Origin of the sequence: Seonamhaeicola maritimus, assembly GCF_008056315.1 — a bacterium.
GTDB classification, from domain to species: Bacteria; Bacteroidota; Bacteroidia; order Flavobacteriales; family Flavobacteriaceae; genus Seonamhaeicola; species Seonamhaeicola maritimus.
Genome location: NZ_VRKQ01000008.1, coordinates 1830566 through 1857553 on the forward strand (window position 1 = coordinate 1830566; position 26988 = coordinate 1857553).

Consider the following 26988-nt stretch of genomic DNA (forward strand, 5'->3'; position numbering starts at 1 on the left):
TTATATTTAATTTATTATTTAGAAAGGTCTTGTCTCCCCAAAGGAAGCAATCTCTTCTTTCATGCTTTGTAAATAGTCTATATCATCAAAACCATTAAGCATATTACCTTTTTTGTATCCATTAATTTGGAAAGATTCCGACTCTCCCGTAGCAACTAATGTTACTTTTTGATTAGGTAAATCAACCTTAATCTCAGTATTCGGGTCAGCTTCAATAGCATCGAACAGAGTTTGTGCAAATTCAGTTGATACCTGTACAGGCAAAACACCAATATTTAAACAGTTATTTCTAAAAATATCTGCAAAGAATGAAGAAATCACACAACGTAATCCGAAATCATAAACAGACCATGCAGCATGCTCTCTTGATGATCCTGAACCAAAGTTTTTTCCTCCTACTAATATTTTAGAACCTTTATATTTTGAATCGTTCAATGGAAAATCTGCAATTGGATTTCCCTCTGAATCATATCTCCAATCACGGAAAAAATTATCTCCAAATCCTTTACGCTCCGTAGCTTTTAAGAAACGTGCAGGAATGATTTGATCTGTATCCACATTTTCAATTGGTAATGGATAAGCTGTACTTGTTAATACTTCAAATTTATCGTAAGCCATTTTCTTTTTTTTAAGCGTTAATTAATGTTCTTGGATCTGTTACTACACCCTCAACTGCAGTGGCTGCAGCTACTAAAGGTGAAGCTAGTAATGTTCTAGACCCTGGTCCTTGACGACCTTCGAAGTTGCGGTTAGATGTTGAAACCGCTAATTTTCCGGCTGGCACCTTATCATCATTCATAGCTAAACATGCTGAACACCCTGGTTCTCTTAAAACGAAACCGGAAGCATCTAGTATTTTATCTAAACCTTCTTCTTTAATTTGATCAACCACTTTGTGTGATCCTGGTACTAACCAAGCAGTAATGTTATCTGCCTTTTGACGTCCTTCAATAATAGAACAAAATGCTCTAAAATCTTCAATACGACCATTAGTACAAGAGCCTAAGAAAACATAATCTACTTGTTTTCCAATCATGTCATCACCTTCATTAAACTTCATATAACCAAGTGATTTTTTATATGTAGCAACACCACCTTCAACGTTTTCAGCCAATGGAATTGATTGTGTTACTCCAATCCCCATTCCTGGATTGGTACCGTAAGTAATCATTGGTTCTATATCAGATGCGTCATAATTGAATTCCACATCAAATTCAGCGTCATCATCAGTTTTAAGAGTTTTCCAATATTCCATGGCTCTATCCCAATCTACTCCTTTTGGCGTATGTTTTCTTCCTTTTATGTATTCATAAGTCTTTTCATCTGGAGCAATCATACCACCACGAGCCCCCATCTCAATAGATAAGTTACAAACGGTCATACGTCCTTCCATAGTCATATCTTCAAAAACATCACCTGCATATTCAACAAAATATCCAGTTGCACCAGATGTGGTTTGTTGAGCAATAATATATAAAGCAACATCTTTAGGTGTTACACCAAAACCTAACTTACCGTTAACGTTAATACGCATTTTCTTAGGCTTAGGTTGCATGATACATTGTGTTGACAATACCATTTCAACTTCAGAAGTTCCAATACCAAATGCAATAGCACCGAAAGCACCATGTGTAGATGTATGTGAATCACCACAAACAATTGTAGACCCTGGTAATGTAATTCCATTCTCTGGCCCTACAATATGAACAATACCATTATTACGATGTCCTAATCCCCAGTGAGAAATGCCATGCTCTGCAGCATTAGTTGCTAAAGCTTCTAATTGGTTTGCCGATAATGGATCTGCTACAGGTAAATGTTGGTCCCAAGTTGGCGTGTTATGATCTGCAGTTGCAAATGTTTTCTCTGGATACATAACTCCAATTCCTCTACTCTTTAAACCTACAAAAGCAACAGGACTTGTTACTTCATGAATAAAATGACGATCGATGAAAAACACATCAGGCCCGTCTTCTATATTTCTGACAACATGGGAATCCCATACTTTATCAAATAATGTCTTGCTCATAAATATCTTTAATTAATTCTTTAATACTGCTTTATGCTATCTAAAATGAAGCCTTGGAAGCTTACAAAGGTTGACAAAGTTATAATATTATTGCAGTATTTTAAAGCTTTCAAATGCTTTGTTGTATACTTTTTATAAAATTGATAAAGTAACGGGTATAAATTATATTTTATTCAACATAAAGCTGTAATCACCTATAATTTTTAAATATGAAAAAGTGAAGTTTAACTTAAAATTTGTTAGTCAACTTTTTTAGGGATTTTTAATGAACAGCCTAATGAGGCATTCAACTTTTTGATAAAATACGCCGAAAGCAATGGTGACTCTTTTTCGATATTCTGATGTATGAAAAAATCAATTTCTTTGACCCCTTGATTCTGCCATAATTTAAAGCGGTCTACCCAATCGTCCAATCGGGTGTAATCACTTTTATGATTAGCACCAACATAACGTACAAAAGCGGTAGGATTCGTTAATCGCATATGCATTAAATCACGTCTTCCTGCGGTATCTACAATTACATTTGAAATATTATTTGTTTCTAAAAGATTAAATAATTCATTAGCTACCATTTCATCATTATACCAATTAGTATGTCTGAATTCAATTGCTAAAGCAATTTCTTTAGGCCAACTTTCAACAAAACTTACTACTCGGTTAAAATCTTTAGGCGCAAAATTACTATTCATCTGCAAGAAAATAGTCCCTAATTTTTCTTTTAAGTTTGAAACATTATACAAGTATTGCTCTACCACTTCTTTAACTTCATTTAAACGTTTCCAATGACTAATTTCCTGGTTTAATTTTGGAAAGAATTTAAAACCTTTAGGCGTTTGGTTATACCAAGTGGCAAATTGTTCGGGAGGAAAAATTCTGTAAAAAGTAGCGTTCAATTCGATAGAATTAAACTGATTGGAATAATATCCCAATACGTCTTTAGTGCCTCTAGGATAAAAACCTTTTAGATCTGTTTTATTCCATTTAGCACAACCAACATAGACATCTGTAACATTATCGTCCTTTACCTTACCCAAAACATGTTTAGTTTTAGGATGGTCTTTAGGCAAAGTGAAATCAATATTTTGAGGATAATCTACACTACCGAATTTCATTTGAAGAATTTATTCAAAAGTAACAATTTCAATTCTTCAAAAACCCAAAATATAATATACTGAAAGCAAACACTTTAAAGTTAATTGTTAATAACCCAGTTAAAAACTATACTTACCTCTATATTTTTCTGGGGTTATAATTATCTACATTTATTAAAACCAATTAGTCATGAGCCCAAGACAAATTAACCTAAAGGACATCCGTCCGGAGATTTCTTCAACAACAATAAATGATGATATGAGTAGTGATGAGTGGTTTCAAAACTCAGTTTTAAGGCCCGTAATTAAGCTTCAGAATGATTTATTGATTGTTGTTTTTAAAAATTATATAGTTAAGCACAAATCTGTTTTTTACGACTTAACTTTAGAGAAGCGCATTGATTATATTGAAAATGCAATTCATAAAGACATGAAATTTCGTAATTCAGTAAAAGGTATGATAATAGGCTTGTTTACCGTTGAGGAGTACAGCATGTACACACAAAACTCTTCTGCGTTGAACAAACGTATGATGAATATTGTTAAAGAACGCTTATTAAGTCAGATTCAACTGTTTGAAAAACCAGAGTTATTAGCCGCGGTTTAGTCAATAAGCGAGACCCCATTTAAATCTGTAGTCAGCACATCGCTCATATAATCAAAATATGGCCGAATGGCTTTAAATGATGCATTCACTTCATCAATAAAACCAGCACTAAGCGCTTCTTTATCTGTAAACTTCTTAATAAAGATATATTGTTTTTTCTTTATTAAATCAATGGCTTTATGCTCTTTACTAAATCCCTTTGGAGCAGTTTTCACTTCATCACCAACAAAGGTGTCACCCCAAATACTGTTGAATTTTTTATTAGCAAGAATCTCACGTATTTCACTATCATCCATTTCAAACTCTTTCCTAATTCGCAATAAATCAGCAGGAGCCGGCTCCCAAAACCCTGTAGCAATAAAACTTTCGTTATTTGGCTGAAGATGTAAATAGTAACCTCCTCTTAATTTAGGTTTGGTTCTATGAAAGGAACCTCCAAAATGTGTTTTATAAGGTAGCTTATTTTTTGAAAATCGGACATCACGATAAATACGAAACATTTTCATTTTATCAATTTCGTCATGCGTATTTAGGGTTTCAAATATTGAGTTATATACACCTTTTACATCTGCTTCAATAGATTTGAACTCCTTTTTACGTTCATTAAACCAATCTCTATTGTTATTCTTTTCTAATTTTTTAAAAAAATCTAAGGCTGATTTTGGTACAGTAATACTCATTTTGGAATTATTTTTTGATTAATTAGTAATAAGAATTAAGTAGTCCGCTATGTAATTTGAAAATTACAAAAAGCATTTGGTTATTCAAATTCGATATTGTTAAGAATTAAGCCAGATGCTGGAGCAATATAGTCCATTTTTACAAAAACATCAGGTTTTAAACTGTGTTCAATATCATTCAAAGCTATTTTTCCTTTTCCTAAATCAATAAGTGTCCCCATCATTAATCTAATTTGATTTCTCATAAACCCTTTTCCTTGTACTCTCAAAACAAATGATTTCTTAGGAAAATAATTAGCCGTATAAATGGTGTTATCAACAAGTTCACACAAATCAATTTTCCTATTGTAAATTCCGGTTTCACTAGGTTTATAACAATAAGACTTAAAGTGATGTTCACCCTCAAAAAGCTTAGCTCCCTCTTTCATAACCTCAATATCTAAATCATCTAGAATGGTTGTCATAATCGGTGCACAAAACGGATGACACTTTTCTCCATATGTGAAAAGGTACAAATACTCCTTAGTTTTTGAATGATTAATAATATTGAACTTCTCATTAACCTCTCTAATATTCAAGGCTCGAATATCCTGTGGTAAATTGTAATTAAATAATTCTAAAAAAGCATCTAAATCTTCAATTTCATGATGTAGAAAAAGTTCAAAAGCGGCGTTTTCAGCAGAAACCATAGCATCTGTTCTTCCTGCACATAAACTTTTAAAACGCTTGCCTTCCAGAATAAAATTCAGTGTTCTATCAACCATTAAATGCAAGGTTTTTACATTTGGTTGCTTTTGCCAACCGTGAAATCTATACCCTAAATATTGAATATTAATGACGTAAAAATACTTCTTCATTGTAAGTTTTTAACCTGCCGAAAAGTACACTCTTTTATTAATTGTGGCAAAATTTTTATAACTTGTTAATCTAATAACTAACTAAAAATTCATTAATTATGACAGATTCAGCAACAAACAAGCCTCCAATTTGGTTTTGGATTGTGAGTGTTATTGCTCTTATTTGGAACGGAATGGGTGTTAATGCCTATCTACAACAAGCCTATAATACAGCAGGTTACCAAGAAATGTATACGGCAGAACAGCAAGAAATTGCCGCCAACATGCCATCATGGGTTACTGCGGCTTTTGCAATTGCAGTATTTGCTGGAGCATTAGCAGCAATAGGACTTTTAGTACGTAAATCTTGGGCTACTAAACTTTGGCTATTATCCCTAATTGCAGTTATTGTTCAAATGGGATATGTTTTAATCAATGGTTATGCGTCAAGTATAGGGATGACTATTATGATTATTGTTTTGGCAGTCGTGTTTTATTGGTTTTCCAAAATGTCAGGATCTAAAGGATGGCTTAAATAATTTATAACCACCAAATTTGTTTGAAGGCATTAGAGTTAACTATCTAGTGCCTTCTTTATTTATGACGACCTTTTAATTCCACTTCAATATCTTTTAATGTAAAACCTTTAGCTTGAAGTAGCATTAAATAGTGAAAGAACAAGTCTGCCGATTCATATAAAAATAATTCATCGTTATTATCCATAGCCTCTATAACTGTTTCAACAGCTTCCTCTCCTACTTTTTGAGCTACTTTATTAATACCTTTTGAAAACAAACTTGCGACATAAGATTTGGCAGTATCTTTATTAGCAACACGTTCTGAAATCACATCCTCTAAAGTTGAAAAGAATCCATACTTAGAAACGTTTTCTTCTCCCCAACAATTATCTGTTCCTTTATGACAAGTTGGTCCAACCGGATTTACCTGAACCAATAATGTATCATTATCACAATCGTTCTTAATATCTACTAAATTCAAGAAATTACCACTTTCTTCACCTTTAGTCCATAATCGTTGTTTACTTCTACTAAAAAAGGTTACTTGTTTAGTATCTTTAGTCTTTAGATAAGCCTCTTCATTCATATAACCCAACATTAAAACATTCTTGGTTATAGCATCTTGAATGATTGCTGGTACTAATCCGTTTGAATCGTATTTTATTTCCATTTTAGTTCGTCTTTCCTTTAAATTAAGGAATCAATTTAATATTATTATAATTTCGGTGAGTATCGTATTAAATTCGCACCTCAATACCTTCCTCTTTTAATTCCTTTTTCAAATCAGGAATAGGAATTTCACCAAAGTGAAACACGCTCGCCGCTAAAGCCGCATCGGATTTCCCGTCGATAAAAGTATCTATAAAATGCTGTACATTACCCGCACCTCCAGAGGCAATAATTGGTATATTCAACAATTCTGATAATTTGGCTAAGGCTTCATTTGCAAATCCATTTTTGGTTCCATCATGATTCATAGATGTAAAAAGAATTTCTCCTGCTCCACGTTCTTCAACCTCTTTAGCCCATTCAAATAAATCTATTTCTGTTGGAATAGTTCCTCCGGCTAAATGCACTTTCCATTCACTACCTACTTGTTTAGCGTCTATTGCAACCACCACGCATTGACTTCCAAATTTATCTGCCAATTCATTTATCAATTCAGGACGTTTCACTGCCGATGAATTAATAGACACCTTATCAGCTCCATTTTTTAATAGTGCATCAACGTGTTCCACTGAAGAAATTCCTCCTCCAACAGTAAATGGGATATTAACCTGTTCCGCAACATGTAATACCATTTCTAAAGTGGTTGCACGAGCTTCAAGGGTTGCTGTGATATCTAAAAAAACCAATTCATCAGCTCCATAGTCAGCATATTGTTTAGCTAACTCAACAGGGTCTCCTGCATCTCGTAAATCAACGAAATTAACACCTTTTACCGTGCGACCGTTTTTTATATCTAGACAAGGGATAATTCTTTTTGTAAGCATTACACAAATTTTTCAAGTTGTTTTAAACTAATTCTATTTTCATAAATAGCTTTTCCAATAATTACACCTTCGCATCCTAACTCAATTAACCTTGGTAATTCATCTATATGAGAAATACCTCCTGAAGCTATCAACTTTATAGATTGACCTTGACTACTATTTGTGCAAGCAGATATAATTTCATCATACAATTCAAAAGAAGGACCTTCTAACATACCATCTTTAGAAATATCTGTACAAATCACATATTGAATACCTTTCTTTTGATATTCTTTTATAAAAGGAATTACATCTTCAGAACTGTTTTCTTGCCAACCAGCAATTGCAATTTTACCTGCATTACTATCGGCTCCTAAAATAATCTTTTCACTTCCGTATTTAGATATCCAATTTTCAAAAGTTTCAGGGTCTTTCACAGCTATACTCCCGCCTGTAATTTGTCTTGCTCCAGAATTAAATGCGATGTGTAAATCCTCATCAGCTTTTAAACCACCACCAAAATCAATTTTCAATTTCGTTTTTGTAGCAATCTGTTCAAGCACTTTATAATTAACTATATGTTTTGCTTTAGCACCATCTAAATCTACTAAATGTAAATATTCAATACCTGAAGCCTCAAACATTTTGGCAACTTCTAAAGGGTTTTCGTTATATACCTTTTTAGTATTGTAATCTCCTTTTGTAAGACGTACACATTTACCCTCTATAATATCTATTGCTGGAATTATTCTCATTTTTTAGCTTTTGGCTATTTATAAATTCAAAAAGTTCTTTAAAATTTTAGCTCCTTCATTTCCACTTTTTTCAGGATGAAATTGTGTACCGTAAAAATTTTCATGTTGTAAAGCTGATGCGTAATTTATCTCATAATCTGTTGCCGCAATGGTTTCATTACAGTGTTCTGCATAATAACTATGTACAAGATACATGTATTCATTCTCTTTAATGTTTTTGAACAAATCAGATTTCAGTTCTTTTATAACATTCCATCCCATTTGTGGTACTTTCACATCACTTGTAAAGCGCTTCACTTTAGTTTGAAATATTCCTAAACCTTCAGTGTTACCTTCCTCTGTATGCAAACACATTAATTGCATTCCTAAACAAATACCCAATACAGGTTGTTTAAGATTTGGAATCAACTCATTTAAACCACTTTCTTTAAGCATTTTCATTGCTGAACTTGCTTCTCCAACACCCGGAAATATTACCTTATCAGCTGCCTTAATTTCTTCTGGGTCCTTAGATAACACTGCATTATACCCCAATCGATTAAATGCAAACTGAATACTTTTAATATTTCCTGCGCCGTAATCTATTATTACTAATTTCATTTCTTCTCGATACAATTTCTCATACTTCGGAATCACCTGAAGCGACAATTTTTATAACATTCCTTTTGTACTTGGCAAAAACATCTTGTTCGCATCTCTTTTTACCGCCATTTTCATTGCTTTTGCAAATGCTTTAAAGATACCTTCTATTTTGTGGTGTTCATTTACCCCTTCTGCTTTTATATTTAAATTGCATTTAGCACCATCTGTAAACGATTTAAATAAATGGAAAAACATTTCTGTTGGCATATCACCAATTTTTTCGCGTTTAAACTCAGCATCCCATTCTAGCCAATTTCTTCCGCCAAAATCTACAGCAACCTGAGCTAAACAATCATCCATTGGCAAACAGAATCCATATCGTTCAATACCTAATTTATCACCTAAGGCTTTATTGAATAATTCCCCTAAAGCAATCATGGTATCTTCTATGGTGTGGTGCTCATCAACTTCTAAATCGCCATTAACTTTTACGGTTAAATCCATAGCTCCATGACGCCCAATTTGATCCAACATATGATCAAAAAAAGATAATCCTGTGTCAATATCATTCTTCCCCGAGCCATCTAAATTTAATTTTATATATATCTGAGTTTCATTAGTGTTACGTGTTATTTCTTCAACCCTATCATCAAGTTTTAAAAACTCATATATTGCTTCCCAATCTGTACTAGTTAAAGCAATGCAATCCTGAATTTCTTTCTCAGAAGTTTCAATTTCCTCAGCTCCCAAATCTGGATGTTCTGAAAGATAAATACCTTTTGCACCCATGTTTTTTGCCAACTCCATATCGGTAATCCTATCACCTAAAACAAAAGAGTTTTGCAAATCATATTCTTCTGTAAAGTACTTGGTTAACAACCCTGTTCTTGGCTTGCGTGTATCTGCATTTTCATGCGGAAACGTTTTATCAATATGAATAGCAGAAAACGTTACGCCTTCTTTTTCAAAAGCATCTATAATCTTGTTTTGGGCTGGCCAAAAAGTGTCTTCTGGAAAAGAATCGGTTCCTAAACCATCCTGATTGGTTACCATCACTAATTCATAATCCAACTCACTGGCAATTTTCGCCATGTATTGAAAAACTTTTGGGTAGAACTCTAGCTTTTCTAGACTATCTAATTGATAGTCAACAGGTGGTTCCAAAACTAATGTTCCATCTCTATCAATAAAAAGTACCTTCTTCATTATATAGATTTTAAAGTCTCTATTAATATTTTATTTTCATCAGGTGTTCCAACTGTAAAACGCAAACAGTTTTCGCACCCTGGTTGTGAGGTTCTGTTTCTAATAACTATTCCTTTTCCTATTAACTCATTATAGCGTTTGGTAGCATCATCTACTTTTGCTAAAATGAAATTAGCATCGGATGGATATATTTTTGATACAAACGAAATTGTTTTCAATTCTGAAACCAAAACTTCTCTTTCTTCCAAAATGGTTTGAATTTGGTTTTGAGTTTGCTCTTCATTCTCCAATTGATTAATTGCGCGTTGTTGGGTTAACTCATTAACATTATATGGTGGCTTAATGTTATTTAAAACAGCAATAATTTCTTTTGAAGCATAACATATCCCTAATCTAATGCCCGCCATTCCATAAGCCTTAGACAAGGTTTGAGTAACAACTAAATTTGGAAATTCGTTTAATCTTATCAACCAACTTGGGTTATTTGAAAAATCAATATAGGCCTCGTCTATAACCACAGCTCCTTTAAACTCTCTTAACAGCTTTTCAATGGATTCTTCTGAAAAACTATTCCCAGTTGGATTATTAGGAGAACATAATAACAATAATTTACTATTTCTGTCTCCTATTTTGAGTATTTCATTAACGTTTGGTTGAAAATCACTTGTCAATTGAACCTTTCTAATATCCACAGCATTAATATTTGCCAATACACTGTACATACCATAGGTTGGCGGTAATGTAATGATATTATCTACATTAGGCTCGCAAAAAGCCCTATAAATCAAATCTAAAACTTCATCACTTCCATTACCCAATAGGATGTTTTCAACGGGGATACCTTTTATCTTAGAAAGCAGAGTTTTAACATTTCCTTGTTTTGGGTCTGGATATCTATTAACACCATTTTCAAAAGGATTCTCATTGGCATCTAAAAATACCATATCGTCAGTTGCTCCTTGAAACTCATCTCTTGCAGATGAGTAAGGTTTAAGTGCCTTTATGCTTGGTCTTATTAAATCTAAAACATTCATTATTTCAAATCCTTTAATCTAATGCTAACTGCATTTTTATGTGCTTGTAAACCCTCAGCTTCTGCCATTAACTCTATGGTTTCTCCTATATTTAAAATACCTTCTTTAGATATTTTCTGAAACGTCATACTCTTTAAAAAACTATCTAAATTAACTCCTGAATATGCTTTACTAAATCCATTTGTTGGCAATGTGTGGTTTGTTCCTGAGGCATAATCACCAGCACTTTCAGGAGTATAATCGCCTATAAATACCGAACCTGCATTTCTAATACCATCCATATAAAAACCTTCATTTGAAGAACAAATTATGAAGTGCTCTGGTCCGTATTCATTAATCAAATCAAGAGCCAAATCATCACTCTCAATATAAATTGATTTAGAATTTGCAATTGCTTTTTCAGCTATATCTTTTCTTGGTAAAACAGCTAATTGTTTATCGACTTCTTCCGAAACTTTAACAATAAGTTCTTTTGAAGTAGAAACTAAAATTACTTGACTGTCAGTACCATGTTCTGCTTGACTTAATAAATCTGAAGCAATATAACTTGCATTAGCACTTTCATCAGCAACTACTAGTAATTCACTTGGTCCTGCAGGCATATCAATGGCAACACCATGTTTTGTTGCTAATTGTTTTGCAACGGTCACAAACTGATTTCCTGGTCCGAAAATTTTATATACTTGAGGAATCGTTTCCGTTCCAAAGGTCATAGCTGCAATGGCTTGTATCCCTCCTACTTTGAATATTTTAGTGACACCGCATAATTGAGCAGCATATAAAATTTCTGGAGCTAACTTCCCTTCCTTATTTGGTGGTGAGCATAATACAATTTCTTTGCATCCTGCAATTTGCGCAGGAGCAGCCAACATTAAAACGGTTGAAAACAAGGGAGCCGTTCCTCCTGGGATATATAAACCAACACTTTCTATTGGTCTTTTTTCTTGCCAACATTTAACGCCGTTAGCTGTTTCAATTTCTACTCTTGATGTTTTTTGAGCTGCATGAAATGCTTCTATATTTTGTTTAGCATTCTTTATAGCATTTCTCAAAACTTGCGGAACACTTGCAACGGCATCTTCTATCTCATTAGTAGAAACTAAGTTAGTCTTTAGTGAAACCTTGTCAAAACGCTCAGTATATTGTTTGATTGCCTGATCTCCATTTCGCTTAACGTCAACAAACACCTCATTAACAATACCTTCAATATCGTCAACTGTTTGCGTTGGTCTTTGCAAAATGCTTAACCAGTTTTCCTTATTTGGATTGTCAATAATCTGCATCTTACAGCACCATTTTTTCTATTGGACAAACTAGGATTCCTTGGGCACCATTGGCTTTTAGTTCGTCAATGACATCCCAAAATTCGTTTTTACTAATTACTGAGTGCACTGAGCTCCAACCTTCTTGCGCTAATGGCAATACCGTCGGGCTTTTCATTCCTGGTAACACATCAATGATGTTTTGGATTTTATCATTTGGCGCATTCAATAAAATATACTTTGATTGTCTACCTTTTAATACTGATTGAATTCTAAACTGAATTTTATTCAGAATCACTCTCTTTTCTTCACTTAAAAGTGGCGAAACTGCCAATACTGCTTCAGATTTAAGAATACTGTCAACCTCTTTTAAATTGTTTTTAAATAACGTACTTCCACTAGATACAATATCACAAATAGCATCGGCTAAACCAATATTAGGAGCAATTTCAACAGAACCATTAATAATGTGAAGATTTGCATTAACACCGTTTTCATCAAGAAACATTTGTACGGTATTAGGGTACGAAGTAGCAATACGTTTTCCTTCTAAATCCTTAATACTTTCATATTCAGTCGTCTTAGGTACGGCAATACAAACACGACAAGTTGAAAAGCCAAGTTTTTCTGCTACTTCAATGTCTTGTCCTTTTTCAATTAAAACATTCTCACCAATGATAGCTAGGTCTACTACACCATCTTTTAAATACTGAGGAATATCCCCATTTCTAAGGTAAAAAACTTCCAATGGAAAGTTTCTTGCCGAGGCTTTTAATTGGTCTTTACCATTATCAATGGATATACCAATGTCTTTTAAAATTTTCATTGAGTCGTCATTTAAGCGACCCGATTTCTGTACTGCAATTCTTAGTTTACTCATTTTCTTTTTGTTATGAGTTTGAGACAATCTTGTTGATTTTAGAAATGAAAAACCCGCTTGATTGACTCAAACGGGTTTAAATATTTTGATTTTATTCAATACATTTTCACTTCGCTTGAGAGCAAATATGAAAATGATGATGTAATTGAATAAAAGTCATGTCTTTCTTTGTTTCTGCAAATATCTACAATTAATAACTAATATTCCAAATATTGAACTTAGTTTTTGCAACTATTAATTATTTTACAATTAAGTATTGATATTGTTAGTTAATGTTTAAAATATCATTCTAAAAACTGAAATATTTAATTTATTGATCTCCTAAAATAATAGGTAACCCACTATCACCAGAACCAATAACAATTACTTTGCTATTAGGAGACTCAGATAACTTAATAGTTGCTTCAATACCTTTATCCTGTAAAATTTTATCATTTAATGAAGCACTTAATATACGGTTGGCATCTGCCTTACCTTGAGCTTCAATAATTACTTTTTCCGCTTCTTTAGCAGCAGTAACCAATCTAAATTCATACTCTAATGATTCTTGCTCTTGTTTCAATTTACGTTCAATGGCATCTTTAATTGTTGGAGGTAAAGTTACATCTCTTACCAAGACCTCATTTAATTGAACATATTGTTTATCCAGTATTTTCTTGGTTTCTTCATAAATTTCAACTTGAATGGCGTCACGTTTGGTTGAATACAAATCGTCTGGCGTATAACGTCCAATAACGCTTCTTGCTGCACTACGAATTGCAGGCTGAATAACACGTTGCAAATAATTCTGTCCAAGAGATTGGTGTAAATTACCTAAATCGTTATAAACAGGCTCATACCATGCCGAAGCATCAATTTGAATTTCTAATCCGTTTGAAGATAACACTTTCATTTTTTCAAAAAGCTCTTGTTGACGCACTTCATAAACAAAAACTTTGTTCCAAGGTGCAACAATATGAAAACCTTCTCCCATTGGTGGCTCATCTGTAACAACACCATCTCCAAAGGTTTTAAAAAGCACTCCAGCCTCACCAGAATCTATGGTTACAGCAGATTTAGCTAGTACTATTACAAGTATAATTGCAGCAATAATTAAGGGTAATGCTACTTTTGGTAATTTTTCCATTTTTATATTTAATTTATATTAATCCGTTATATTTTCTTAAAAACCACTCAGCAGACAAGCACAAAGCAATAATTGCTAAGAGGTATTTCCAATCTATCAAAGGTATGGTATTTTTATGGCTTTTTTGAATAGAAACATATCGATTATCACTAATTAAATCGTTTATCAATGCATCCGTATTGTCAACAAAATAACTCTTGCCATCACTATTAGTAGCCAACTGTTTAAGCTTTGTTACATTGGCATTTAAAAATTGTTGTTCCACATTGTATTCTAGAATTGAAAAAGCTCCGGATTTACTAATATTCTCGTTTGTTGCTTTAACAGTAAAATTATATTCTGAAGCAGGCAAACTACTTAAATCTACTTGATAATTATTATTCTTTAAAACGAAAGGAAACCTTACTTCATTATTAGACAGTTTGTCTTTTACCGTAATGTTAAGCGTTTCACGATCATCAAAAACATAGTTATTATCGAAAAACTGAGCATTTACAATAACCCCTCTATTCCCAATATAAAATGACTCATAATCTAAGTTTAAACGATTTCTTCGTTTTCCAGAAGCAAGATATTGTATAAGCTTACCAATAAAATTATCAAATTCGTTAAAAGATTTAGAGTTCAAGTAACTTTGCGCACGCCATTTCCAGATGTTCTCTCCAAAAAGCACTGCTTCTCTTCGGCTACTAATTTCAAAAGTAGTCAGTAAAGGCTGTTCTAGTGAAACATTCCCAATTCTCTTATTTAAAATTGATTGAGAAGGAACATTAAATGTAATGCCACCATAATTGGAATTCAAAGGAGGAAAAGATTCAAAGTCGATATCTTCAATTTGAAAAGGAGTGAAATTTAAATTAAAATCTGTTTGATATTCTTCAGTTTGAAGAACTATTTCATGTGAATAATTTTTGTTGATAGCATTTAGAAACCCTAAATCTGTTTTCGTGCCAACAATTACAAATCTATTTTTATTTAACTTGTCTAACTCTTCAAATAATGACTTAAACTTATTATTAGGCTGATTAACAATAACCAGTTGAAAATCATTGATTTGATTTAAATTTTCATTTGGGTTTAAAATAGATACTGATCGCTGTTCATTACTTTCAATACTTTTTTTAAGTGCTCCAATATCAGGATGAAGCATATCTGTAACAAAGGCTATTTTAGTTTTTTGATCAATGATTTCAACAGCGAAATTCTTACTATTATTTACCTTATTTTTTTCATTTTCAATAGGTACCAAATGTACCTTATAACTATTTGTGCCAATAGTATTAGCAGGTAGTGTTAAATTGACAACTTTAGAATTATCAATCTTAGAAAAACTTACAGATTGTGAATAAACGGTTGTATTACCTTTCTTTACTTCTAATACTGCATTGACATTATTATCTCCATTATAAACTAAGATGGCTTCTACCGGAAATCTATTCTTTAAATAAGCGTACTTATTTACATTTAATTGTTGAATTTTTAAATCTGTATAAGTAATTGTGTCTCCTAAAATAATCGGGTAAATTGCCTGTTTATAAAAGTTGTGAGCAAACTGATAATCGTTTCCAAAAGTTTGATTTCCGTCAGTAACAATTATTGTTGGAGCAACTGAAGATTTATAGATTTGAGAAAGTTGACTAAAAGCACTATTTACATTGGTTTCGGATTCATCAAAAGTCAATGAATCTAAAGCCTTTATGGCGTTCCCAAAAGTATATGTAGAAATATTGAATTTATTATTTAATTCATCATTTTTAATTATGGTTTCAAATAGTTCTCTTGCTACTTTTTCTCTATTCAAATGCTTGATAGAACCTGAATTATCAACCGCCAAAACTAAGTTTGGTTTTTCAGCATATACTTTAATTTGTTCAAACTTAGGATTTACAATAAGCAATAAAATTGCAAAAATTGTCAAAAACCTCAAAAAAGAAAAAACGGAATTTAGTTTTATATTCTTTGTTTTTGATTTATATCTATACTGAAAAAGCGCTATAAATAGCGCCAATATTCCAGATAATATGATATAAATTAAAGTTTCTGCAGTCATAAACTATGTAAGCATTCCTCCATCAACATTTAAAGTTTGACCAGTTACGTAGGCCGACAAGTCACTAGCTAAAAACACACAAGCATTAGCAACATCTTCTGGAGTTCCACCACGTTTTAATGGAATTCCTGCACGCCAACCTTTAACAACTTCTTCATCCAATTTGGCGGTCATTTCAGTTTCAATAAACCCAGGAGCAATCACATTACTTCTAATGTTTCTTGACCCTAACTCTAAAGCCACTGATTTTGAAAACCCAATAATACCAGCTTTAGATGCTGCATAATTAGTTTGTCCAGCGTTTCCTTTTACTCCAACAACAGAACTCATATTAATAATAGAACCTTTACGTTGTTTCAACATAGTACGTTGAACTGCTTTAGTCATATTAAAGACAGATTTTAGATTAACTTCAATCACCTTATCAAAATCTTCCTCACTAATACGCATTAAAAGATTATCTTTTGTGATACCAGCGTTATTTACTAAAACATCTATACTTCCAAATTCTTTTACTACTTCTCCAGCAAGCTCTTGAGCTTCATCAAAACTAGCTGCGTTACTCTTATATCCTTTAGCTTTTACTCCTAAAGCATTCAATTCATCTTCTAAGGCTTTTGCAGCATCTACTGAAGAACTATACGTAAAAGCAACGTTAGCACCTTGTTCTGCAAAAACTTGAGCAATCCCCTTTCCTATTCCTCTACTAGCCCCAGTAATTATGGCAGTTTTTCCTTCTAATAATTTCATAATTCAATATTGTGATTAGTGTAAATCAAATATAGTAATTCCATGTTGCATCTATATAAAAAAACCTCACAAAATCTTGTGAGGTTTTCATTTCTAATATTAACTAAACTTAATTATTTGGAACGAATTTCACATCAACCATTCCTAAATATGCAGTTGTCACTAGATTACCTGGTAAAACTTGATTTGCTCCAAATTGAGCACTGTAACCAAGTACTAATATATTATTGCTCTCCACAGGAAATATATCATTTCCGCTATCATTAAATATGTAATAATCGTTTGTATTAATTCCAACAAAATATTCTGTTCCAGATTCTATATTAATTGGATCAATGTCTTCAAATGACAAAAGTCCTGAAGTAGATGTTACATATGCAGTTCCAAGAATTTCTTGTGTATCAACGTTCCAAACGGTAACTCTATAAGAACCATTGTCTGGTACTCGAATTCCTAAAGCCGTTATTTCACCATTTTTGAAAGACTTAAATCTATATCCAATTTCATGAGTATTAGGGCTATTAACTTTGGTATTTACCAATTCCATTGCACCATCTTCCATTAATGTTTTCATAGGATACTCTGGCAAAATTTCAATTATGTCAGCGTCGTCATTTTTTGAACAACTACTTAAATTTAAACCTAAAACAACAAAGGCTATTATTAATTTTTTAATTCTCATGATTTCTAGTTTTTTATGGATTATACTAGTATATCAATCAGCCTCAAAATTTGTTACCCATTTTTAACTTTATTTAACAAAAAAAATCCCTTAGCATAATTTACTAAGGGATTTTTTAAAATATTATTTGATAGGTTACCCTAAAACTTCTGCAATTTTCTTACCTATTTCGGCAGGTGAATCAACCACATGAATACCACAAGCTCTCATGATTTTCTTTTTAGCTTGAGCAGTGTCATCACTTCCTCCTACAATGGCTCCTGCATGCCCCATGGTACGTCCAGCAGGCGCAGTTTCACCAGCAATAAAGCCAACAACAGGTTTTGTGCTTCCGCTTTCTTTATACCAATTAGCAGCATCTGCTTCTAATTGACCTCCAATTTCACCAATCATTACTACGGCTTCAGTTTCTGGGTCATTAATTAATAACTCAACTGCTTCTTTTGTTGTTGTTCCAATTATTGGATCTCCTCCAATTCCAATTGCAGTTGTAATACCTAATCCTTGTTTTACAACTTGATCTGCAGCTTCATAAGTTAACGTACCTGATTTAGAAACAATACCAACTTTTCCTTGTTTGAATACAAAACCTGGCATGATTCCAACTTTTGCTTCACCCGGAGTAATCACACCTGGACAGTTAGGACCAATTAAACGACAGTCTTTCCCTTTAATATAATCTGAAGCTTTTATCATATCGGCCACAGGAATACCTTCAGTAATAGTTATAATTACTTTAATTCCTGCGTCAGCAGCTTCCATTATGGCATCAGCAGCAAAAGCAGGCGGAACAAAAATAATTGTTGTATCAGCTCCAACTTCTTTAACAGCATCTTCAACCGTGTTAAAAACAGGTTTATCTAAGTGAGTCTGACCACCTTTTCCTGGTGTAACACCTCCAACAACATTGGTTCCATACTCAATCATTTGACCAGCGTGAAAAGTTCCTTCGCTACCTGTAAAACCTTGTACTATAATATTTGAATCTTTATTTACTAAAACACTCATACGTGATTATTTGTTTTTATTAAAAAAATACAAGCAAATGTAATTTTTAGAATTAATTTTTTAAAGGATTATTCAATATATTTTAGTGTTAATATGCTAAAAATCCCCCTTCTTTTTTAAAACCTCTAAAATTTCAGGAATTTTTCTTATTGAAGCTATCTCTTTGTATTTTGACCTGAAATCATCTGCGGGAATACCAAAATAACTTTTGCCTCCTTCTAAAGACTTACTAACACCAGATTTTGCAGATATTACTGCTTTGGCTCCAATAGTAATACCACTAGTAATACCTACTTGCCCCCAAATAGTGACCTCGTCTTCAATAACCACACAACCTGCAACACCAACCTGTGCGGCAATTAAGCATTTCTTACCTATTACGGTATCATGACCAACTTGTACAAAATTATCAATTTTGGTACCTTCTTTAATAATAGTATCTCCTGTAACACCTCTATCTATGGTACAAGCAGCTCCTAAATCAACATCGTTTTCTAAAACAACACGCCCACATGATAATAACCTATCAAAACCTTCCGGTCTATTCTTGTAATAAAAAGCATTAGCACCCAAAACGCTTCCTGCATGAATGGTAACGTTATCACCTATAATGGTATCATCATATATGCTTATGTTTGAGTGAATAACACAATTTTTACCAATAACAACGTTATGCCCAATAAAACAATTTGGCTGAATAACTGTACCTTCTCCTATTGAAGCTGAATCAGAAATTTGACTATTAGCAGATTGAAACGGTTTAAAATGATCAGAAAGTTTATTGAAATCTCTAAAAGGATCATCACTTACTAAAAGCGCCTTACCCTGCGGACAATCCACCTCTTTATTAATTAATACGATAGTTGCAGCTGAATTTAGAGCTTTATCGTAGTATTTAGGATGGTCTACAAAAACTATATCTCCAGGTTCTACAACATGAATTTCATTCATGCCTAAAACTTGAAAATCATCTGCACCAACATAATCACAGCTGATTAATTCTGCAATGGACTTAAGTGTTTGTGGCTTAGGAAATTTCAATTAAAACTATTCTTTTACACGTTCTTTGTATGTTCCTTTTTCAGTCTCTACTTTAATTTTATCACCTTCATTAATAAATAATGGGACGTTTACCGTAGCTCCTGTTTCTACTGTGGCAGGTTTGGTAGCATTTGTTGCCGTATTTCCTTTAACACCAGGCTCTGTATGAGTTACCTCTAAAATTACACTAGCAGGCATATCTACAGAAAGAGGCATACCATCTTCGGAATTAATAAGAACAGTAACTACTTCACCTTCTTTCATTAATCCAGGATTATCTAAAGAAGCTTCAACCAATTGAATTTGTGTATAGTCTTCAGTATTCATAAAATGATAATAATCTCCATCATTATACAAAAATTGGAATTTATGCGTTTCAACTCGAACATCATCTAACTTATGACCAGCAGAGAAAGTATTATCAATAACTTTTCCTGTAGTTACACTCTTAAGTTTAGTTCTAACAAATGCAGGACCCTTACCAGGTTTTACATGTAAAAACTCAATAATTTTGAAAATATCATGATTATATCTTATACATAATCCGTTTCTAATATCACTTGTACTAGCCATATAATTAATTTGATTTAAAATATCCTTTCATAATACCTCTATGCGAATTCTTAATGAACTGAAGAATTTCATCACGCTCTGGTGTTGCTTCCATTTCAGCTTCAATAATACCTGCCGCTTGGGTATTATTATAATTTTTTTGATAAAGTATTCTGAAAATATTCTGAATTTCTCTAATTTTTTCTGTTGAAAAACCTCTTCTTCTTAATCCTACAGAATTTATTCCTACATAAGATAAAGGTTCACGAGCTGCTTTAACAAAAGGAGGCACATCTTTTCTTACTAAAGAACCACCGGTTACAAAAGCATGATTTCCAACAGATACAAATTGATGAACTGCTGTCATACCAGCCAAAACTACATAGTCTCCAATAGTAATATGTCCTGCAAGAGTACTATTATTAGAAAATATACAATTATTACCCACAATACAGTCATGTGCAATATGACAATATGCCATAATTAAACAATTGTCACCAATAACGGTTTTCATTCTATCTGTAGTACCTCTATTTATAGTTACACACTCTCTAATTGTTACATTATCCCCTATTTCTACAGTTGTGTCTTCATCATTGTATTTTAAATCCTGAGGAATAGCCGAAATAACAGAACCAGGAAAGATGTTACAATTTTTTCCTATTCTGGCACCTTCCATGATGGTTACATTACTTCCAATCCAAGTTCCTTCACCAATAACAACATTATTATTAATAGTTGTAAAAGGTTCAATTACTACATTTTTAGCAATTTTGGCACCTGGATGCACATATGCAAGTGGTTGATTCATTTTTGTTTTTTTATTTTAATAAATAAGTAAAAATGTGTTCGCAATTAACCGTTCCAAAATACAATCCAGACCAACAATCGCTACATACATAGCTATTTTACCTTAGAAATTTGAGCCATTAATTCTGCTTCTGCACATAGTTTACCATTGGCATAGGCATATCCTTGCATGTGACATATACCACGACGAATAGGTGTGATTAACGTACATTTAAAAATTAAAGTATCACCAGGCATTACTTTTTGTTTGAATTTTACATTATCCATTTTCATGAAAAATGTTAAATAGTTTTCAGGATCTGGAACGGTGTTTAACACCAAAATCCCGCCTGTTTGTGCCATAGCCTCAACTATCAAAACACCTGGCATAACGGGAGCTCCAGGGAAATGACCTTTAAAAAACTCCTCATTCATTGTTACATTCTTGCACGCCGTAACATGAGTGTCACTAAGTTCAAAAACTTTATCAATTAATAAGAATGGTTGTCTGTGAGGCAACATTGCCATGATTTGAGTAACATCCATTAAAGGAGGTTGATTCAAATCAATATTTGGCACATTGTTTCTACGATCATTCTTTATGATTTTTGAAAGTTTCTTTGCAAACTGTGTATTTACAAAATGCCCAGGTTTGTTGGCAATTACTTTACCTCTTATTCTTGTTTTCACCAATGCTAAATCACCTAAAACATCTAACAATTTATGTCTTGCAGCTTCATTTGGATGATGAAGTGTTAAATTATCTAAAATACCATTAGGTTTAACCGCGATTGAATCCTTTTTAAAAGCAACTCGCAATTTATCCATTGTTTCAGGAGATAATGGCTTATCCACATAAACTATAGCATTATTTAAATCTCCTCCTTTTATAAGACCGTGCTCCAAAAGCATTTCTATTTCATGAAGAAAACTAAATGTGCGAGAATCTGAAATATCTCGTTTAAAATCAGAAATTTTATTAAGAGTAGCATTCTGAGTGCCTAATACCTTGGTACCAAAATCTACCATTGTAGTAATTTTGTATTCCTTAGCTGGCATTACCAAAATTTCGCTACCAGATTCTTCATCCATATATGAAACAATATCAGTAACTTCAAACTCTTCCCTGAAAGCATCCAATTCCACAACACCAGCCTGCTCTATTGCTTCAACAAAGAATTTTGAAGACCCATCCATAATTGGTGGTTCAGATGCATCTAATTCAATAACAACATTATCAATATCCATTCCTACCAAAGCAGCTAGAACATGTTCTGAAGTTTGAATAGTGACACCATTTTTTTCTAAACATGTACCTCTTTGTGTATTGGTAACATAATTAGCATCAGCCTCAATAACTGGCTCACCTTCTAAATCAACTCTTTTGAAGGCAAAACCAAAATTAGCTGTAGCTGGAGCAAATGTTAAAGTAACATCTTTACCTGTGTGTAAACCAACACCTTTTAAAGAAATTTCTTTTCCAATGGTTTTTTGTTTTATATCTGTATTAATTATTCCCATTTATTTTTTTTCTAAATCATTAATATTTTTAACAATCTTAGGTAGGTTTTTAAAATGAACATAAGATTTATTGTAGTCTGAATATGGTAAAGCTGGGGATCCTTGAAGCACTTCATTATCTTTCACATTCCTTCCAATACCCGACTGGGCTTGAATTCTAACATTATTACCTATAGTAATATGACCAACAATACCAACCTGTCCTCCTATTTGGCAATTCTCACCAATTTTAGTAGAACCAGCAATTCCAGTTTGAGCAGCTATTACCGTATTCTTTCCAATTTCAACATTATGAGCAATTTGAATTTGATTATCAAGCTTTACCCCTCTACGAATAACAGTTGACCCTAAAGTAGCCCTATCAATAGTAGTTGCAGCCCCTATATCTACAAAATCTTCCAAAATCACATTACCAATTTGAGGCACCTTATTATACTCACCTTCTTCATTTGGCGCAAAACCAAAACCATCTGCCCCAATTATAGCTCCAGCGTTTATTACGCAGCTATTACCTATAACAGTTTCAGAATAAATTTTAGCACCTGAAAATATAACTGTGTTATCACCTACAGTAACATTGTCTCCCAAATATGCGTTTGGAAATACTTTAACATTATCTCCTAATGTAACATTCTCCCCTATGTATGCAAAAGCTCCCAAATATATATTTTCACCATATTTAGCTGTATCATCAACATAACTTGGTTGTTCAATACCAGTCTTATTATTCTTGACTTGATTGTAATATTCTAAAAGCTTAGAAAAGGACTTGTACGCATCTTCAACCTTTATTAAGGTAGTGTCAATTTCTTGCTCAGGAATAAAACTTTTGTTAACTATAGCTACAGTAGCTTCTGTAGTATAAATATGAGAAGTATATTTAGGGTTAGCCAAAAAAGTTAAAGATCCTTCCGTCCCTTCTTCAATTTTAGATAATTTGGAGACTTCGGCTTCAGGGTTACCAACTACATCTCCTTCAAGTATCCCTGCTATTTGTTGCGCTGTAAATTTCACAAAGTAAAGTTTGTTGATTTTAGTTTAGTAGGGCAAAAATAGGAAAAAAGTGCTAAAGTTTTTAACCAGAAAAATCTAATTATATTTTAATGACTTAAACTTAAATATTCTTTTGGATAACACAAATAGTATTTAGTAACAGGTTTTGATAACGCTTTTAAATTAAGTTGGTCTGAAGCCTTTACAATATCTGCAATTTTTCCTGATTTATATAATATATTAATACGGTTGTGCTTTAATTGATATGCTTGATTAGAAATACTTCCTGTAAAAACGAAATATTTGGCTTCTGCTCTAGATATTTGATAGTTAGACACTAATTCATTAATATGACTCTCAAGATTCTCTTTTTTAATCTTTTTCTTTTTAACCTTTATTCTCAGTAGGTTTCTATTAATTATCATTTCGCTTAAATTACTCAACACAAAATCATCATCATCTTGCCAATGCTTCATTGCAGAAATAATATCGTAATCATCTAATTTAGAGAATACTTCTAGCGTTTCATTATTGAATTCTTCAATAGAAATTTTATTATTTAAAAAATACATTAAAGCCTTACTAGCAAACAATTTTCTGCCATTATCGTGCAACTCCTTAGCTCGTTTTAGCACTCTAATTAGCAACTGTTCAGCAACTAATCCTGTTTTATGCAAATACACTTGCCAATACATAAGACGTCTAGCAACAATAAATTTTTCAACACTGTAAATACCTTTTTCTTCTATAACCAATTCATCATCAACTACATTTAACATGGTTATTAAACGTTCACTATTTATATTTCCTTCTGCAACACCTGTATAAAAACTATCACGTTTCAAATAATCAGCTCTATCCATGTCTAATTGACCCGAAATTAGCTGACATAAAAAGTTTCTGTGGTAATCACCCTTAAATATTTTTATGGCAAGCGTTAAATTTCCGTTAAATTCTTCATTTAAACGCTCCATGAAAAACAAGCTGATTTCTTCATGAGACACATTATTTACAATACTATGCTCCATAGCATGAGAAAAAGGCCCGTGCCCAATATCGTGTAATAAAATTGCGGCGTACAATGCGTTTTCTTCTTCTTCAGAAATTGTAACACCCTTAAAACGAAGCACATTGACAACCTGCTGCATTAAATGCACGCAACCTATAGCATGATGAAACCTTGTGTGATGCGCCCCTGGATATACTAAATAGGACATTCCCATTTGAGTAATTCTACGTAGTCTCTGAAAATATCGATGCTGAATTAAATCGAAAATCAACGAATTTGGAATAGTAATAAATCCGTAAATTGGGTCGTTTAATATTTTAAGTTTGTTCAAACTTTAAAAATTGTGGTTATCTATCCGCAAATATAAGATTAACAATTAATAAAAAGCCTTAATGAATACTATACAAATACTTTGGGTTGATGATGAAATTGATTTACTAAAACCTCACATTTTATTTTTAGAACAGCGTAATTATAAAATCACCACTTGCAAAAGTGGAACTGAGGCATTAGATGTTTTAGATGAAAAGAATTTTGATATAGTATTTCTTGATGAAAACATGCCTGGACTAACTGGTCTTGAAACTTTAAATGAGATTAAGGAAAAGCAAGATAATCTACCTGTAGTGATGATAACTAAAAGTGAGGAGGAATACATCATGGAAGAAGCTATTGGCAACAAAATAGCTGATTACCTTATAAAACCTGTTAATCCAAATCAAATTTTGCTAAGTCTTAAGAAAAACTTAGATCATTCAAGATTAGTTTCTGAAAAAACAACTTCAAACTATCAACAAGAGTTTAGAAAAATAGCTATGGATTTAGCTATGGTGAATTCTTATGAAGAATGGGTAGACCTCTATCAAAAGCTTATTTATTGGGAAATACAACTTGAAGATATTGAAGATAGCGGGATGTTTGAAATATTAGAGTCTCAAAAGGTAGAAGCTAATATTCAATTTGGGAAATTTATTGAAAAGAATTATTCCAATTGGTTCTTGCCACATACAGATGCTCCTATAATGTCTCATACCTTATTTAAAGAACGTATTTTACCTGAAATAAGTAAAGAGCAACCTACTGTTTTGATTGTAATTGATAATTTAAGATATGATCAATGGAAGGTTTTTGAACCCATCATTAATAATTATTACAAAAAAGAAAAGGAAGAAGCTTTTTTTAGCATTCTACCTTCGGCTACACAGTACGCTAGAAATGCTATTTTTTCTGGGCTAATGCCAAGTGATATGGAAAAACTATATCCTCAATATTGGAAAAACGACACAGACGAAGGAGGTAAAAATTTACATGAAGCAGATTTTTTAGAAACTCAAATGAAACGATTAGGTTTGAATGATTTAGAATATGAGTATTTTAAAATAACCAACCTTAAAAATGGTAAAAAACTAGCGGAAAACTTCAATGCTTTAAAAAACAACAATTTATCTGTTATAGTTTACAACTTTGTTGATATGCTTTCTCATTCAAAAACCGAGATGGAAGTTGTTAAGGAACTAGCCTCTAATGATAAGGCTTATAGATCATTAGCGCTAAGTTGGTTTAAAAACTCGCCACTTTTAGAAATGATTCAGCAAGCTCAACAACTTGGATTTAAACTCATTTTAACTACAGACCATGGCACCATAAATGTTAAAAACCCATCAAAAGTTATTGGAGATAGAGATACAAGTTTAAACCTTCGCTACAAAACAGGACGTAGTTTAACATACGACAATAAAGATGTTTTGGAAGCCAGAAACCCTAAAGAACTACATTTGCCATCAATTACTATGAGCAGCTCGTTCATATTCGCAAAGGGGGACTTATTTTTTGCTTACCCCAATAATTATAATCACTATGTAAGTTACTATAGAAATACGTATCAACATGGTGGTGTTTCTTTAGAAGAAATGGTAATACCATTCGCAGTTTTTAATCCAAAATAATCCATGTAAAGCATATATCATCGATGAAATGCGTTTTTTTCTAGGTTTTTTAGAAATATTTTACTATTATTGCATCATAATTTGATCAGTTTGGAAATTACTTATACAATAGACCAAGTAGATAAAGTTGCTAAGGAAATTCTTAGTAATGCTACAAGCAAAACCTTATTCTTATACGGAAACATGGGTGTTGGTAAAACTACGTTGATAAAGTCACTTTCAAAATGTATTGGAAGTAGTGATGAAGTTAGTAGTCCAACCTTTTCTATTGTTAATGAATATGAGACTGGTACTAGAACTATTTTTCACTTTGATTTATATAGAATCAACGATTTGGAAGAAGCCCATAACTTTGGTATTGAAGATTATTTGTATTCTAATGAATGGATAATAGTTGAATGGCCAGAATTAATTGAACCAATAGCCCCTAAACGTTTTGATAGAATTGATATTGAATTAAATGAGGATAATTCTAGAACGTTAAGACTTAATTTTAAACCTAATTTAACCGAAAAACGTGCAAAGCTAAACACATAAACAACAACCAAAACCTCCTGTTTTTGAAGTTT

27 protein-coding genes and 1 pseudogene are annotated in these 26988 nt (G+C 32.6%); 4 read left to right on the forward strand and 24 right to left on the reverse strand.

Annotation, left to right across the window (positions count from 1 at the left end; all coding sequences use genetic code 11):
- Window positions 1-18: 18 nt before the first annotated feature.
- From leuD to FUA22_RS07655, 3 genes are all read right to left on the reverse strand, one after another.
- On the reverse strand, window positions 19-618 hold the full coding sequence (gene leuD / locus FUA22_RS07645) for a 3-isopropylmalate dehydratase small subunit (RefSeq protein WP_147767300.1): 600 nt from the start codon (window positions 616-618) through the stop codon (window positions 19-21).
- 10 nt (window positions 619-628) lie between these two features.
- Complete coding sequence (gene leuC, locus FUA22_RS07650; protein ID WP_147767301.1) at window positions 629-2029, reverse strand: 3-isopropylmalate dehydratase large subunit; 1401 nt, start codon at window positions 2027-2029, stop codon at window positions 629-631.
- Window positions 2030-2268: 239 nt separating this feature from the next.
- Window positions 2269-3141 (reverse strand): DUF72 domain-containing protein, encoded by an 873-nt coding sequence (locus tag FUA22_RS07655; protein ID WP_147767302.1) that lies wholly within the window; start codon window positions 3139-3141, stop codon window positions 2269-2271.
- A 169-nt stretch (window positions 3142-3310) separates the two neighbouring features.
- Between FUA22_RS07655 and FUA22_RS07660 the strand changes: the two genes are divergently transcribed.
- Window positions 3311-3727, forward strand: a complete 417-nt coding sequence (locus FUA22_RS07660; protein WP_147767303.1) for a glyoxalase — start codon at window positions 3311-3313, stop codon at window positions 3725-3727.
- On the opposite strand, the gene FUA22_RS07665 is transcribed toward FUA22_RS07660, so the two are convergent.
- Complete coding sequence (locus FUA22_RS07665; protein ID WP_147767304.1) at window positions 3724-4407, reverse strand: DUF2461 domain-containing protein; 684 nt, start codon at window positions 4405-4407, stop codon at window positions 3724-3726. The two genes, FUA22_RS07660 and FUA22_RS07665, sit on opposite strands and share 4 nt — an antisense overlap.
- 80 nt (window positions 4408-4487) lie before the next feature.
- Window positions 4488-5264 carry a tRNA pseudouridine synthase A gene (locus tag FUA22_RS07670; RefSeq protein WP_147767305.1) on the reverse strand — a complete coding sequence of 259 codons (777 nt, stop codon included), beginning with the start codon at window positions 5262-5264 and terminating at the stop codon, window positions 4488-4490.
- A gap of 98 nt (window positions 5265-5362) precedes the next feature.
- Between FUA22_RS07670 and FUA22_RS07675 the strand changes: the two genes are divergently transcribed.
- Window positions 5363-5782 (forward strand): hypothetical protein, encoded by a 420-nt coding sequence (locus tag FUA22_RS07675; protein ID WP_147767306.1) that lies wholly within the window; start codon window positions 5363-5365, stop codon window positions 5780-5782.
- A gap of 55 nt (window positions 5783-5837) precedes the next feature.
- On the opposite strand, the pseudogene hisIE reads toward FUA22_RS07675, so the two are convergent.
- The 19 genes and pseudogenes from hisIE to FUA22_RS07770 form a co-directional block, all read right to left on the reverse strand.
- Window positions 5838-6434: pseudogene (gene hisIE / locus FUA22_RS07680) on the reverse strand (bifunctional phosphoribosyl-AMP cyclohydrolase/phosphoribosyl-ATP diphosphatase HisIE); the annotation flags it as partial.
- Between the two features lie 64 nt (window positions 6435-6498).
- On the reverse strand, window positions 6499-7254 hold the full coding sequence (gene hisF, locus FUA22_RS07685; protein ID WP_147767308.1) for an imidazole glycerol phosphate synthase subunit HisF: 756 nt from the start codon (window positions 7252-7254) through the stop codon (window positions 6499-6501).
- Complete coding sequence (hisA, locus tag FUA22_RS07690; protein WP_147767309.1) at window positions 7254-7988, reverse strand: 1-(5-phosphoribosyl)-5-[(5-phosphoribosylamino)methylideneamino]imidazole-4-carboxamide isomerase; 735 nt, start codon at window positions 7986-7988, stop codon at window positions 7254-7256. Before hisA ends, hisF begins: the two co-directional genes overlap by 1 nt.
- A gap of 18 nt (window positions 7989-8006) precedes the next feature.
- Entirely contained in the window at window positions 8007-8588 is a 582-nt protein-coding gene (hisH, locus tag FUA22_RS07695) for an imidazole glycerol phosphate synthase subunit HisH (RefSeq protein WP_147767310.1), read from the reverse strand.
- A gap of 51 nt (window positions 8589-8639) precedes the next feature.
- Window positions 8640-9776 (reverse strand): bifunctional histidinol-phosphatase/imidazoleglycerol-phosphate dehydratase HisB, encoded by a 1137-nt coding sequence (gene hisB, locus FUA22_RS07700; RefSeq protein ID WP_147767311.1) that lies wholly within the window; start codon window positions 9774-9776, stop codon window positions 8640-8642.
- Window positions 9776-10810 (reverse strand): histidinol-phosphate transaminase, encoded by a 1035-nt coding sequence (gene hisC, locus FUA22_RS07705; RefSeq protein ID WP_147767312.1) that lies wholly within the window; start codon window positions 10808-10810, stop codon window positions 9776-9778. Before hisC ends, hisB begins: the two co-directional genes overlap by 1 nt.
- Window positions 10810-12093 (reverse strand): histidinol dehydrogenase, encoded by a 1284-nt coding sequence (hisD, locus tag FUA22_RS07710; protein WP_147767313.1) that lies wholly within the window; start codon window positions 12091-12093, stop codon window positions 10810-10812. The genes hisC and hisD overlap by 1 nt, the downstream gene beginning before the upstream one ends.
- Window position 12094: 1 nt before the next feature.
- A complete protein-coding gene (gene hisG / locus FUA22_RS07715) occupies window positions 12095-12952 on the reverse strand; it encodes an ATP phosphoribosyltransferase (protein ID WP_147767314.1) in 858 nt (285 codons plus the stop codon).
- Window positions 12953-13262: 310 nt separating this feature from the next.
- The gene (locus FUA22_RS07720) at window positions 13263-14078 is read right to left on the reverse strand and encodes a prohibitin family protein (protein WP_147767315.1); all 816 of its coding nucleotides are present in this window, start codon (window positions 14076-14078) and stop codon (window positions 13263-13265) included.
- A 13-nt stretch (window positions 14079-14091) separates the two neighbouring features.
- Window positions 14092-16005, reverse strand: coding sequence for a VWA domain-containing protein (locus FUA22_RS07725; RefSeq protein WP_241664784.1), 1914 nt, complete (start codon window positions 16003-16005; stop codon window positions 14092-14094).
- Between the two features lie 126 nt (window positions 16006-16131).
- Window positions 16132-16878: a 3-oxoacyl-[acyl-carrier-protein] reductase gene (fabG, locus tag FUA22_RS07730; RefSeq protein ID WP_147767317.1), complete on the reverse strand. Its 747-nt coding sequence runs from the start codon at window positions 16876-16878 to the stop codon at window positions 16132-16134.
- Between the two features lie 109 nt (window positions 16879-16987).
- Window positions 16988-17560, reverse strand: a complete 573-nt coding sequence (locus tag FUA22_RS07735; protein ID WP_147767318.1) for a DUF4082 domain-containing protein — start codon at window positions 17558-17560, stop codon at window positions 16988-16990.
- 135 nt (window positions 17561-17695) lie between these two features.
- Window positions 17696-18568, reverse strand: coding sequence for a succinate--CoA ligase subunit alpha (gene sucD, locus FUA22_RS07740; RefSeq protein ID WP_147767319.1), 873 nt, complete (start codon window positions 18566-18568; stop codon window positions 17696-17698).
- A 96-nt stretch (window positions 18569-18664) separates the two neighbouring features.
- Complete coding sequence (locus FUA22_RS07745) at window positions 18665-19609, reverse strand: UDP-3-O-(3-hydroxymyristoyl)glucosamine N-acyltransferase (RefSeq protein ID WP_147767320.1); 945 nt, start codon at window positions 19607-19609, stop codon at window positions 18665-18667.
- 6 nt (window positions 19610-19615) lie between these two features.
- The gene (efp, locus tag FUA22_RS07750; protein WP_147767321.1) at window positions 19616-20182 is read right to left on the reverse strand and encodes an elongation factor P; all 567 of its coding nucleotides are present in this window, start codon (window positions 20180-20182) and stop codon (window positions 19616-19618) included.
- Between the two features lie 4 nt (window positions 20183-20186).
- A complete protein-coding gene (gene lpxA, locus FUA22_RS07755) occupies window positions 20187-20972 on the reverse strand; it encodes an acyl-ACP--UDP-N-acetylglucosamine O-acyltransferase (protein ID WP_147767322.1) in 786 nt (261 codons plus the stop codon).
- A gap of 92 nt (window positions 20973-21064) precedes the next feature.
- Entirely contained in the window at window positions 21065-22471 is a 1407-nt protein-coding gene (locus FUA22_RS07760; protein WP_147767323.1) for a bifunctional UDP-3-O-[3-hydroxymyristoyl] N-acetylglucosamine deacetylase/3-hydroxyacyl-ACP dehydratase, read from the reverse strand.
- Window positions 22472-23485, reverse strand: a complete 1014-nt coding sequence (lpxD, locus tag FUA22_RS07765; RefSeq protein WP_147767324.1) for a UDP-3-O-(3-hydroxymyristoyl)glucosamine N-acyltransferase — start codon at window positions 23483-23485, stop codon at window positions 22472-22474. It lies immediately after the preceding gene.
- An 86-nt stretch (window positions 23486-23571) separates the two neighbouring features.
- A complete protein-coding gene (locus FUA22_RS07770; RefSeq protein WP_147767325.1) occupies window positions 23572-24804 on the reverse strand; it encodes an HD domain-containing protein in 1233 nt (410 codons plus the stop codon).
- 61 nt (window positions 24805-24865) lie between these two features.
- Here FUA22_RS07770 and porX point away from each other — a divergent pair, with 61 nt between their 5' ends.
- The gene (porX, locus tag FUA22_RS07775; RefSeq protein WP_147767326.1) at window positions 24866-26419 is read left to right on the forward strand and encodes a T9SS response regulator signal transducer PorX; all 1554 of its coding nucleotides are present in this window, start codon (window positions 24866-24868) and stop codon (window positions 26417-26419) included.
- Between the two features lie 90 nt (window positions 26420-26509).
- A complete protein-coding gene (gene tsaE, locus FUA22_RS07780) occupies window positions 26510-26956 on the forward strand; it encodes a tRNA (adenosine(37)-N6)-threonylcarbamoyltransferase complex ATPase subunit type 1 TsaE (protein ID WP_147767327.1) in 447 nt (148 codons plus the stop codon).
- The last annotated feature ends 32 nt before the right edge of the window (window positions 26957-26988 follow it).